This is a genomic window from Zobellia roscoffensis (assembly GCF_015330165.1).
In the GTDB taxonomy this organism is placed as follows: Bacteria; Bacteroidota; Bacteroidia; order Flavobacteriales; family Flavobacteriaceae; genus Zobellia; species Zobellia roscoffensis.
In genome coordinates, this window is the sequence record NZ_JADDXT010000002.1 from 2,077,500 (window position 1) to 2,090,136 (window position 12,637).

Sequence of the window (12,637 nt, forward strand, 5' to 3'; positions counted from 1 at the left end):
TTGATCTTTGCAACTATGAACCTAGTAATAGATGCTGGTAATACTTGTGTGAAACTTGCGGTGTTTGAGGGAGATACCCTCATATTTCGGCAGAATTCGGACGTGAAAGATGTGGCTCGAGAATTAAAAGAAATTTGTGACCATTATCCTAAAATAAAGCGCGGAATAATAGCTTCGGTGGGTAATTTGGACCGAAAAGTGATGTCGGTACTCACAGTTTTCTGCGAAGTTCATGAATTAACACCATCAAGTAAGACCCCTTTTAAAAATTCGTATGCAACGCCTCAAACTTTAGGGGTGGATCGTATTGCTTTGGCAACAGCGGCATTTTATCGCAACCCAAAAGGGAATAGTTTGGTGATTGATGCCGGTACGTGTGTTACGTATGACATGGTAAATGATTATGGAGAGTATTTAGGTGGGGCTATTTCGCCTGGTTTACACATGAGGTACAAGGCGTTGCACGAACAAACTTCAAAATTACCTTTATTGAAACCCAAAGAGTTTGTAGATTATATTGGAAACTCTACAGAAACAAGTATTCATAGTGGAGTGGTAAATGGTATTTGTCAGGAAATAGACGGTGTAATAGACCAATACAAATCTCGTTTTGCAGATTTAACAGTTATTTTAACAGGCGGTGACATGCTATTTTTGTCTAAACGGTTAAAAAATACCATATTTGCGGACTCCAAATTTCTCCTAGTAGGATTAAATTATCTGTTGGAATACAACAAACGCTAATGATCAGAAAAATAGGTTTTGCGATAATCTGCCTTTTTACAACAGGTATGTACGCTCAAGATGGTTCAGTTTCCCCATATTCATATTTCGGTTTAGGAGAGTTAAGAAGCGGTTCTACCGTGGAAAACCAAATGATGGGAGGTATAGGTATGTATGCCGATAGTATTCACGTTAACCTTAGAAACCCCGCTGCGTATAGTAAATTGGGTGTTCGGGGACGAGATGATTTTGGTATAACCACATATACAGCAGGACTGTCTTACAAGCAGACAAGTCTAAAAAGTTTCACAGAGAGTCAAACAACGGCGGTTACCAATCTAGATTATCTTTCTGTAGGGCTAACTGTTAAAGAAGGTCTTGGGGTTGGTTTTGGTATTATCCCTTATTCTTCTGTAGGCTATAATTTTGAAGATTTAGTTGGGGTTGAAGGTTCTCAGGAAATAAATCAGTATTCCGGTGAAGGTGGTGTGAACAAGGCTTACGTGTCCGTAGGTTATGAGTTTGCCAAGAATCTTAGCTTGGGAGTTACCTTAAATTATAACTTTGGTAGAATAGAAACCCTTAAAGTTCAGAGTACAGAAGGTGTGCTGTTGGGGTCTAAAGACGAGAGGGTTTCTAGAATAAACGGTGTCGATTTAAATTATGCCCTTAGTTATACGCCTGCAATAGATGAAACACATACATTACACACTTCATTACGCATTAATACCCAAGCTAATCTTACCGCAAGAAATACACAGAGAATAGGTTCTTTTATAGGGAGTCCAACTCAAGAGCGTTTTGTAAATGAAGTAGATTTGCTTTCGCAAGGTAAAGAAGATACAGGTGTAACGATACCAACAACAACAACTTTAGGTATAGGTTATGGGAAGGACATGCAGTGGTTTTTGGGTGTAGAGTACAGTTTTCAAAAGCTGACTGATTTTTCAAACGATTTTTTAGAAATTGATAATATAGAATATAAAGATGCTAGTACATTGGCATTGGGTGGTTTTTATACCCCAGAAAGAAATTCTTTTGGAAGCTATTTTAAAAGGGTTACTTACAGGGCAGGTTTACGTTTGGAGAAGACTGGAATGTATGTTAATGAGAAAGACATAAACAATTTTGGCATAACTTTTGGATTGGGTCTACCGTTGGGTAACAACCTCTCTAATCTTAACTTAGGTTTTGAATACGGAAAAAGAGGGACTACCGCAGCAGATTTAATTGAGGAGAGTTACTTTAAAGTCAACCTAGGATTGTCTTTAAATGACCAGTGGTTTAAGAAAAGAAAGATAAATTAAGATTGTGAAATGCTTGAGGTTTTGTTAGGATTTAAACGATAAATTACGAAATGACCGAACTAATTCATAAAAAAACATCAAAAAGACATTTTCTAAAATTACCTTAGACCTCTTGCTAAAAAATTAGTACATTACCCCTCCAAAAATTAGAACATAAAAAAATGAGCCATAACAACTCTGGGCACTAACCACGATTTTGATTGGCGATTTGTAAATTCAAAAAAACAGGTAAAAACTACAAAATGAAAACGAAACTTTACTTCACGGCGATTATGCTTTTAGGGTTTATGGGAGTAAGTAATGCCCAAGCTCAAAATCAAGAATGTATGACCAACTTATCTATATATGTTGAGCATGCAAAAGTTAAAAATTATGAGGCGGCATATACACCTTGGAAAATGGTTTACGATAACTGCCCTGATATTAATAGAGCCAATTTTATTTATGGCGAAAAAATATTGGCCGATAAAATTGAAAAATCGTCCGGTACGGAAAAAGACGGTTATATAAGTGATATGTTAGCTTTGTATGACAACAGTGCCAAATACTTTCCTAAAAAGTATTCTGAGGCGGTTGTTGGTATAGATAAAGCTTTGTTTTTGTATGATAACAAAATGGCTTCTGATACTGAGTTGTATGATATGCTAGGTTCTGCTTTTGAAAAAGACCGTGCACATTTCAAGAACCCAAAAGCGTTATATCTGTATTTTTCAAGTTTAGTAGACTTGCACAAAGAGGGGAAAAAAGATTTGCAAGAGGTTTTTGATGTTTATGATAATGTAAACGATAAAATTGAAGAAGAGAATAAAGCGTTAACGGGTGTAATTACAAAATTACTTCCAAAAGATTCTACTGGTACTATAACTTCTAAAGAGAAAAGAAGCTTAAAAATTGCTACTTCTAACTCTACCTCTTATGGTAAGATTGCAGGTAGTGTAGATTCTAAGCTTGGTGCTTTGGCAGATTGTGATAACCTTATTCCTTTATACGAAAAAAGTTTTGAAGAGAAGAAAGGAGATGTTACATGGGTAAAAAGAGCCGTAGGTAGAATGTTTAACAAAGAATGTACTGATGATCCTTTGTTTCAGAAATTATTTGAAGCCCAGTTGGCTTTAGATCCTTCTGCTAGTGCATATGTTTACGGAGGTACTTTAAAAATGAAGAATGGAGATTCTAAAGGAGCTCTTGCAGATTTTGATAAAGCAATGACTTTAGAGACCGATCCATATAAAAAATCTGATATTGCATACAAAGTAGCAGTTATCAATAAGAGAAAGGGTAGTAAGTCTACTGCTAGAAAATACGCTCAGTTGGCTATCAATTCTAACAAAGCAAATGGTAAAGCTTATTTGTTAATAGCAAACCTTTACGCTACAAGTGCCAACGATTGTGGTAGTACGCCTTTTGAAAAAAGAGCTATGTACTGGAAAGCTGCAGATATGGCCCGTCAAGCTGGTCGTGTAGATCCTGCTGTTAGTAGTGCGGCAAATCAGTCTGCTGCTAGTTACGCAGCAAAAGCGCCTTCTAAAACGGATATTTTCAACTCAGGTATGGCTGGTAAAACAGTAACTTTTAACTGCTGGGTTGGTGGTAGCATAAAAGTACCGAACTTATAGAAAGATGATTTCATCTTACCGATATAATCTTAAAAGTATTGCCATGGTGTTTTCCATGGCAATACTTTTTTTGTCTTGTCAAGACAACTATGAGAGGTCTGGTCAAGAAAAAGTGCCTTTAATTTATCCTATGGGTATTGCTGAAAATTTCACAGCAACTTATACAGAGGCTAGAGAAATGCTAGAAAGCGAAGATTCTACCTCAACTAGGGTCATAGCGGTACTAACAAGTCCTTTGAACGAGGATTTTAACAATTTAGAATTTCCCCATAGAATTTTTCCGGACGGTTTGTTAGTTCATTATTTTAATGAAGGAGGGGAGAAGAGTATCATTAAAGCAGATTATGGTATTATTTATTCTGCTACAAATGTGATAGATTTACAGGGTAATGTAGTTATTGAGAGTCACGACGGGAAAAAATTGGAGACCCCCCAATTGTTTTGGGACCAAGATGATAATTGGATCTTCACTCAAGAAACGTTTAAATTCACGAATCCTGAAGACGGAACCATAATGGATGGTGAGGGAATGGATTTTAATAGGGATTTAAGTTTCTTTCATGCTCAAAAAACATATGGTCTTATGACTATAAAAGAAGAATCAGATGATTAAAATATTAAGATATACAGAATATTTATACTTGGCAGTTGCCTTTTTTTCCTTGTATAGAATTTTTACGGATTGGGGTACGGATAGACAATCAACCTACCTGTTTATTTTCTTTGCTGCAGTTTCTATTGGAATGTTCTTTTTTAGAAGAAATTATAGGAAGAAATTTGAACAGCGTAAACAAGATAACCAACAATAGTTGTGGAAACTGCCGTTTTAATTATTGTTTTGTCCCTGCTGTTCTCAGCATTTTTTTCTGGGATGGAGATAGCTTTTATTTCCGCCAATAAAATACATATTGAAATAGAAAAAAAGCAAGAAGGTCTTTTGGCTAAGGTGTTAACGCGCCTTACCAAAAGACCTTCTAAGTTTATTGCCACTATGCTTATAGGTAATAATATTGCTTTGGTTATTTACGGTCTTTTTATGGGAGATCTTTTAATGACGTGGTTTCAAGGCATTGTTCCTACCAATAATGAGTTTCTGAATCTGGTGCTGGGCGACTTTAGTTTGTTGACTCAAACGGTAATATCTACATTGGTAATTCTTTTTACGGCTGAGTTTTTGCCAAAAGTTCTTTTTCAGATTTACTCCAATACATTACTAAAATTTTTGGCTGTACCGGCGTATCTGTTTTATATTCTTTTTTCTGTAATTTCGGACTTTGTTATTTGGGTGTCAGATGCAATTTTAAAAGCTTTCTTTAAAACGGATGGAGATGAAGTGCAATTAGCGTTCAGTAAGATAGAGCTTGGAGATTATATTACGGAACAAATGGAAACCGTAGAAGAGGAAGATGAGGTAGATTCTGAGATTCAGATTTTTCAGAATGCATTAGAGTTCGCAGCCGTCAAAGCGCGTGAAGTTATGGTGCCACGTACAGAAATCATGGCCGTAGAACTTTTAGAGACCCCAAAAAACTTAGCAAAACTCTTTACGGATACAGGGTATTCTAAAATACTAGTCTATGAAGATACCATTGATAATATTATTGGTTATGTGCATTCGTACGAACTTTTTAAAAAGCCTAAGACTATAAAAAGTATTCTTTTGCCGGTGGAGTTTGTTCCCGAAACCATGTTAATTCAGGATATTCTTAATGTTTTAATCAAAAAACGAAAGAGTATTGCTGTCGTTTTAGACGAGTATGGAGGTACTTCCGGTATCATGACCGTAGAAGATATTGTGGAGGAACTCTTTGGAGAGATTGAAGATGAGCATGATAGTACAGATTTAATAGAGGAGCAATTAGAGGATAATACGTATAAACTATCTGCTAGGTTAGAGGTTGATTATTTGAACGAGGTATATAAGTTGGAGCTTCCTAAAAGTGAAGAGTATGAGACACTTGGGGGGTTAATTGTAAATGAAACAGGCGAAATTCCTGAACAAAATTCAGAAATACAGGTAGAAAATTTCCTGTTTAAAATAATTGAAGTCTCCAATACTAAAATAGATTTGGTCTTCTTACAAATCCTTGATAAAGAATAGTTTTTCAATCCTTTATAAATTGGAGGAAAAATGGTAATTTCGCAAACTGATCAAAAAAAACTAATTAATGGCAATTTTAGAGAATATAAGAAAACGGACAACCGTTCTAATACTAATTATAGGCTTGGCCCTTTTCGCATTTGTAATTTCCGGAGTTTTTACTAGCGGAGATGTTAACGGTAAAGTAGGCTCTAGTATAGCTGAAATTAATGGAGAGGAAATTTCCATAGATGCGTTTCGTCAAAAAGTAGATATCGCATCTAGAAATTCTGCCAGTGCATCTACCATGCAAACGGTGAACCAAGTATACGACCAAGAAGTTCGAAATGCGGTTTTAGGACAGCAATTTCAGGATTTAGGAGTTGACATTGAGCAAGACCAGATTTTGAATTACATAGGTACTATTCCTTCTTATGCTCAGAGCCCACAGTTTCAAAATGAAAGTGGTGTGTTCGATCAAAACAAGTTCAGAAATTTTATCGCAGAACTTAAAATGAATAGCCCGGAACAATACAACCTTTGGTTGCAGGATGAGCAGGCTATTATTCAAAGTGCCAAACAGCAAACCTATTTTAATTTAATTAAAGCGGGTGTTGGGGCTACATTAAAAGAAGGTGAGCTAGATTACAAACTGGCAAACGATAAAATTGATATCAGGTACGTACGTATCCCTTTTTCTTCTATACCTGACAGTAGTATTTCAGTTTCAAAAAGTGAGATTCAGACCTACATCAACAATCATAAAGAAGATTTTAAGCAAGAACCGGCTAGAGATATTCAATTTGTATACTTTCAAGAAAAACCTTCCGCTGCAGATGAGACTGCTGTAAAAGATGCCATTACTAAGTTGATGGATGATGCGGTTGAGTATAATTCTCAGACGGATAAGAATGATACCATTGCCGGTTTTAAAACGACTGCGGATATGATGGCATTCTTAGACCGTAACTCAGACGTTAAGTTTGATACTATTTACAAATCTAAAAAGCAATTGTCCGCTAAATTTGCAGATACGTTAATGACGTTGCAAGTAGGTGATGTGTTCGGCCCATATAGAGATGGAGATTTCTTTAAGGTTTCCAAAATGGTAAACAGAAAGCCAAACGGTTCTGTAAAGGCTAGCCATATTCTTATCGCTTATGAAGGGGCGCAACGTGCAAACCCAGAAGTAACAAGAACAAAGGAAGAAGCTGAAGCGGAAGCAAAACGTTTGCTGAGAGAAGCAAAGAAGAAAGATGCCAAGTTCGTAGAGTTGGCACGTGATAATTCTGACGGTCCTTCTGCACCCAACGGAGGTGATTTGGGGTATTTCCAAGAAGGTAGAATGGTGCCTGCTTTTAACGACTTTGCATTTGATAACAAAGTGGGTACGGTAGGTATGGTTGAAACCGACTTTGGTTTTCACATTATCAAAATTGATGACAAGGAAGATATAGTTCAAGTAGCTACTTTAGCCCGTGAAATAGAGCCTTCAGAAGAAACTACCAATAAATTGTTTACGGATGCTACCAAGTTTGAAATGGAGTCTATTGAGTCGGATAAGGCTTTTTCGGATTTAGCTAAAGAAAATGAGTATTTGGTTCGTCCTGTCAACAAAATAAAAGCTACAGATGAAAACCTACCAGGTCTATCCGCTCAAAGGAGTATAGTACAGTGGGCTTTTCAGGAAGAGACAAATGTGGGAGATATCAAGCGTTTTGATTTAACTGGTGGTTATGCAGTAGCGCAAGTGACTAAAACCTATAAAGAGGGTCTTATGTCCGTTGAGGATGCTTCTGCACTGGTTCTTCCTAAACTTAGGAAAGAACGTAAGGCAGCGCAGATTATCGCAGCTAATAAAGGTAAATCAATAGATGATTTGGCTAAGGACAATAATGTAAGCGCATCTACTGCATCTGCATTAACAGTGAAGTCTCCAACAATTCCAGGAGCCGGTTCTGAACCTGTTGTGGTAGGAACAGCTTTTGCAATGAAAGATGGTGCTACTTCTGATCTTATTGAAGGTAATACAGGTGTGTATAAGTTGACGGTTACCAAGAAAACGGAAGCACCTAGGCTAGATAACTATAGCATGTATGCAACGTCTGTAAAGACTTCTCGTGAAGCACGAGTTAATACGGCAGTTTACGATGCATTAAAAGACGCTTCTGAAATTCAAGATAAAAGGGCTTCTTTCTATTAAGAAATAGCTTTTCAGGATATAAATAAGCAAAGGGCCTTTCAAAATGAAAGGCCCTTTGCTTATTTAACCATTTTTGAATAAGGTATAATAGTTGTGTAGCCCTTTTTAGAAAAATACTCAGGGGTATCTTTGTTTCCTGTGGCTAAAATAAAATCTCCGCCCCAAGCACCTAAGCTTTTTAGGGTTCCGCTATAATCCGGAAAAAGTTGTTGCTTTACGGTTTTAGTTTGTAATATATGGGCTAATAGGGCCTCGTGGCGTTCCATTAAGGTTTGAAAGGTTTGCAGGTCTTCGCTTTTTGAGATTTCTTCCGTAATTCTCGTAATGCTTTCTATTAGTCTTTCAGAATCGAATTCCATTTTTCGGTATTGAGCAATACCTTCACGGCTGTTCTGTTTTTTATCAAGGTGGATAAAAAAGAGATTTTCTTTAAATTTAGGATTGAAATCAACAGGATGGACGGTTGGTATTCTTCCTTTCACCTGGTAAAATATAGGCATATTGTTTTGGGCACATGCAATGTCATATCCACTGCCAGAAAAAGCATTCCATAAAAGTTGAAAAGCATCTATGTTTGCCCATTGGGCAATATTGTTTATGAGAGTTGAAGAGGAACCTAGACCCCAATCTTTAGGGAAATCTAGTTTTGTTTCTACTTCAAACCCTTCATCGCCAGAAAGAAAATTAGGATTCAATTTTTTTGCTTCTCTGAGTAGATTGAAAAGTATAGTGTCTACGGATTCTCCTGAAGTCTCTTTTTTATCCTCTAATACTTTTTGTATTTCTACAGTGGTGCTGAACCAAGTTTCCCCTTGGTCGTCAAGACTTTTCCAGTTAAGATTTTTGTCCGAAGTGGTTGTGATTTTTAAAGTTTGACCGTAGGTTGTGGGCACGGCAAGACCTAAAGCACCGTCTAATATGGCGTATTCTCCCGTAAGAAGAAGTTTTCCGTTACTGTAAAACTCTTTTGTCATTTGGTACGCCTAAGCTTTTCAAAGGCATCTACTATTGCGCTGTGCGTAGCGGAATGCTTTTTAAAATGGTGGGTCAATGTGTTTTTTTCATCTTCCGTTGCTCCTAATTGGTTTAGAATATTCAAAAGGTGCATTTTCATGTGTCCTTCTTGAATACCTGTTGTAACTAAAGAGCGTACAGCGGCAAAATTTTGAGCTAACCCGGCAACGGCAACCAACTGCATCAATTCTTTCGCGGAAGGGTTTCCTAATATCTCCATAGCTAATTTTACAAGCGGATGAAGACTCGTGAGTCCGCCTATAGTGCCTAATGCCATAGGAAGCTCTATCCAGAATTTAAAAACACCATTTTCAATAGTGGCATGGGTAAGGCTGGAATACGATCCATCCTTTGCGGCATAGGCGTGAATACCAGCTTCTACAGCTCTAAAATCGTTCCCTGTGGCCAAAACAACAGCGTCTACACCGTTCATAATACCCTTATTGTGTGTAACCGCCCTATGAGGTTCTACTTTAGCGATGTTTACCGCCTGTACCATTTTTTCTGCAAATTCTTTGGAGGCTTCTGTGTTGCCTTCTTTAAGCTTCGTTACGGGACAGCTAACTTCTGCTCGTACCAGGCAATTTGGCACATAGTTGGACAGAATGCTCATTACAATTTCTATTGCCTTTTCTTCCTCTGTAAAAAGAGAGTACGACTGTGCTTCAACTTTAAAAGTTTTAGCGAATTGTTCCAAACAAGAATTAATGAAGTTCGCGCCCATGGCATCTAGGGTCTCAAAAGTGCAATGCAATTGGTAGTAATTGTCCAAGGCATTGGTTTTGTCCCGTAATTCAATGGAATTGATACCACCACCTCGTTTTTCCATGTTTTTGGTAATGGAGGAAGTATCGGAAAGAAGTTTGGGCTTCACTTTTTCAAAAAAGGCGGATAGATGGTCTTTATTGCCACGGTACATAAAATGTACTTGCCCAATTTTTTCGGTTCCTAAAATTTCGGTTTTAAAGCCTCCTTTGTCCAACCAAAATTTAGCAGCCTTACTTGCCGCGGCCACAACAGAACTTTCTTCTATGGCCATGGGTATGGCGTAAAGCCTTTCATTGATTAGAAAATTGGGGGCAATGCCCAGAGGTAGATAGTAATTGGTAACGGTGTTCTCTATAAATTCATCATGCAGCTGCTGTACATCTTTAGCAGTGTTCCAGTACCTTTTTAAAAGCGCTTTTGCCGCTTCTGGATCGGACGTGTAATTGTTGGTTAGCCAATCTATTTTTTGTTCTTTGCTTAGTTTTGAGTATCCCTCAATGGGCTTGATCATAGCGTTTGATTTCGGTCTGTAAAGATAATGATAAAGGTTTAGACCTAAGATTGCGATAAACCTCCATAAAACAAGGGATTTTTATGATTTAAAGTTTATTTTTTTGTAAAATTATCACTAAACTTGGGCGTTTTAATCTTTTTTATAACATTCTATGCGAAAAATTATTTTGAGTGTCTCTTTTGTGTTCGTCTTTATGGCGTTTTCTTATGCACAAAAGAAACAAGTTACTGTGGAGGCAGTGTATGGTGGTGAGTTCTCAATTGAAAGACTGGACGCTCTAAGATCCATGAAAAATGGAAAACAATATACTATTTTAAACAGAGGAGCAGACGGGTCTACCACTATAGATAAGTTTGATTACGCAACACAAGAAAAAGCAGGAACTATAGTCAGTTCCGTAGATTTACAAGAAATTGAGAGTTTTAGTTCGTATCAGTTTAGTGATGACGAATCTCAAATTTTATTAGCTACCGAACTAGAGCCGATTTTTAGACACTCTACGCTCGGTATTTTTTATGTCTATGATTTAAAGACGAAGAAACTGACTAAGGTTTCGGACACGAAGATTCAAGAACCTAAACTGGCGCCAGATGGGTCAAAAGTAGCGTATGTAGCGAAAAATAACTTGTATCTTTTTGATTTGACTTCAGGAGACACAAAGCAGTTTACTACGGATGGTGAAAAGAATAAAATTATTAATGGCGTAACAGACTGGGTCTACGAAGAGGAATTTGCATTCGTTAGAGCTTTTGATTGGAACACCAATGGAACTAAAATTGCCTTCTTGCGTTTTGATGAAACAGATGTTCCTGAATTTTCAATGGATATTTTTGGAACGGATTTATATCCAGCCCAAGAAACGTTCAAATACCCAAAAGCAGGAGAAGCAAATGCCAAAGTCAGCTTGCATTTGTACGATGTAAAAGCTGGTAGTACGGCTTCGGTTGATTTGAATGATGCGTATTATATTCCGCGTATTAAATGGATGAACAACCCAAATTATTTAAGTGTTCAGACCCTGAATAGACATCAAAACGATTTAAAATTATATGCTGTAGATGCAAAGGGCAACACGGCTAAAGTGCTTCTTGAGGAGAAAGACAAAGCGTATATAGATATTACGGACAACCTTACGTTTTTAGCCGATGATAGTTTTATTTGGACCAGTGAAAAAGATGGTTATAACCATATATATCTTCATGATCAAGATGGGAATCTTGTAAATCAAATTACCAAAGGTTCATGGGAAGTAACGCAATACTACGGTTACGACCAAAATGAGGACAAGGTGTATTACCAATCTACGGAAAACGGTTCCATTAACAGAGGGGTGTACAGTATTGAGAGTAACGGAAAGAAGAAAAAAGCGCTAGTGGCCGAAGCAGGTTTTAATGCTGCAGATTTCAGTGCCGATTTTACATATTTCATCCATACCTATTCCAATGCTTCTAGGCCACCGGTTTATATGCTTCATAAGGCGCTTACCGGAAAAAAGGTAAAGGAGATTAAAAATAACAATTCGCTTGTTGAAAAATTGAAGGGTTACGAAATCAGTGAAAAAGAATTTTCGACTATAACCATTAATGGCAATGAACTTAATATGTACATGGTAAAACCGATAGACTTTGATTCAGCAAAAAAATACCCGTTGTTAATGTACCAATATAGCGGACCAGGTTCTCAAAGTGTGGTCAATCGTTGGATAGATGCTAGAGATTTATGGCATCAGCAATTGGTGTCGCAAGGGTATGTGGTTGCCTGTGTTGATGGCAGGGGAACAGGTTTTAAAGGAGCTGATTTTAAAAAATCGACTTACTTAAACTTGGTAAAATACGAAACCGAAGACCAGATTGCAGCAGCTAAAGAATTAAGTAAACTGCCTTTTATTGATGAGAACAGAACCGGAATTTGGGGCTGGAGCTTCGGTGGGCATATGTCTACGAACAGTATTTTAAAAGGAAACGATGTTTTTGAAACTGCTATTGCCGTTGCTCCCGTAACTACATGGCGTTTTTATGATACAATCTACACCGAACGTTTCTTGCGTACTCCTGAGGAGAACCCCGGAGGGTATGATGAAAATTCACCATTGAACTACCCAGAAATGTTAAAGGGTAATTATTTGTTGGTACACGGTTCCGGAGATGATAACGTACACGTGCAGAATTCCATGAGAATGGTGGAAGCATTGGTGCAAGCTAATAAGCAATTTGATTGGGCGATTTATCCTGATAAGAATCACGGTATCTATGGCGGTAACACAAGAGTACACCTCTTCAATAAGATGACGGACTTCTTAGAGGAGAACCTGTTGGACCTAAAGAATTAAAATCCAAAACCAACGATAATTAGTGTCTGAGGTTCTTGTGACCAAGAATGTAATAACCGTTTAAAAAGAGTAATTTAATCGGT

10 protein-coding genes are annotated in these 12,637 nt (G+C 37.4%); 8 read left to right on the forward strand and 2 right to left on the reverse strand.

Annotation, left to right across the window (positions count from 1 at the left end):
* The first annotated feature begins 15 nt into the window (after positions 1-15).
* From IWC72_RS08725 to IWC72_RS08755, 7 genes are all read left to right on the forward strand, one after another.
* Complete coding sequence (locus IWC72_RS08725; RefSeq protein ID WP_194525828.1) at positions 16-744, forward strand: type III pantothenate kinase; 729 nt, start codon at positions 16-18, stop codon at positions 742-744.
* Positions 744-2,030: a hypothetical protein gene (locus IWC72_RS08730; RefSeq protein ID WP_194529509.1), complete on the forward strand. Its 1,287-nt coding sequence runs from the start codon at positions 744-746 to the stop codon at positions 2,028-2,030. Before IWC72_RS08725 ends, IWC72_RS08730 begins: the two co-directional genes overlap by 1 nt.
* Positions 2,031-2,272: 242 nt before the next feature.
* Positions 2,273-3,646: a tetratricopeptide repeat protein gene (locus tag IWC72_RS08735; protein ID WP_194525830.1), complete on the forward strand. Its 1,374-nt coding sequence runs from the start codon at positions 2,273-2,275 to the stop codon at positions 3,644-3,646.
* Positions 3,647-3,650: 4 nt separating this feature from the next.
* Complete coding sequence (lptC, locus tag IWC72_RS08740) at positions 3,651-4,259, forward strand: LPS export ABC transporter periplasmic protein LptC (RefSeq protein WP_194525831.1); 609 nt, start codon at positions 3,651-3,653, stop codon at positions 4,257-4,259.
* Positions 4,252-4,455, forward strand: coding sequence for a hypothetical protein (locus IWC72_RS08745; protein ID WP_194525832.1), 204 nt, complete (start codon positions 4,252-4,254; stop codon positions 4,453-4,455). Before lptC ends, IWC72_RS08745 begins: the two co-directional genes overlap by 8 nt.
* A 2-nt stretch (positions 4,456-4,457) precedes the next feature.
* Positions 4,458-5,747: a hemolysin family protein gene (locus IWC72_RS08750; RefSeq protein ID WP_194525833.1), complete on the forward strand. Its 1,290-nt coding sequence runs from the start codon at positions 4,458-4,460 to the stop codon at positions 5,745-5,747.
* Between the two features lie 67 nt (positions 5,748-5,814).
* Positions 5,815-7,929, forward strand: a complete 2,115-nt coding sequence (locus tag IWC72_RS08755) for a peptidylprolyl isomerase (protein WP_194529510.1) — start codon at positions 5,815-5,817, stop codon at positions 7,927-7,929.
* A gap of 59 nt (positions 7,930-7,988) precedes the next feature.
* Here IWC72_RS08755 and IWC72_RS08760 read toward each other — a convergent pair whose 3' ends face one another.
* Positions 7,989-8,903, reverse strand: a complete 915-nt coding sequence (locus IWC72_RS08760; protein ID WP_194529511.1) for a GYDIA family GHMP kinase — start codon at positions 8,901-8,903, stop codon at positions 7,989-7,991.
* Positions 8,900-10,273, reverse strand: a complete 1,374-nt coding sequence (locus tag IWC72_RS08765) for a hydroxymethylglutaryl-CoA reductase, degradative (protein WP_194531122.1) — start codon at positions 10,271-10,273, stop codon at positions 8,900-8,902. The genes IWC72_RS08760 and IWC72_RS08765 overlap by 4 nt, the downstream gene beginning before the upstream one ends.
* Positions 10,274-10,376: 103 nt before the next feature.
* Between IWC72_RS08765 and IWC72_RS08770 the strand changes: the two genes are divergently transcribed.
* Positions 10,377-12,554 (forward strand): S9 family peptidase, encoded by a 2,178-nt coding sequence (locus IWC72_RS08770; protein WP_194529512.1) that lies wholly within the window; start codon positions 10,377-10,379, stop codon positions 12,552-12,554.
* Positions 12,555-12,637: the final 83 nt, after the last annotated feature.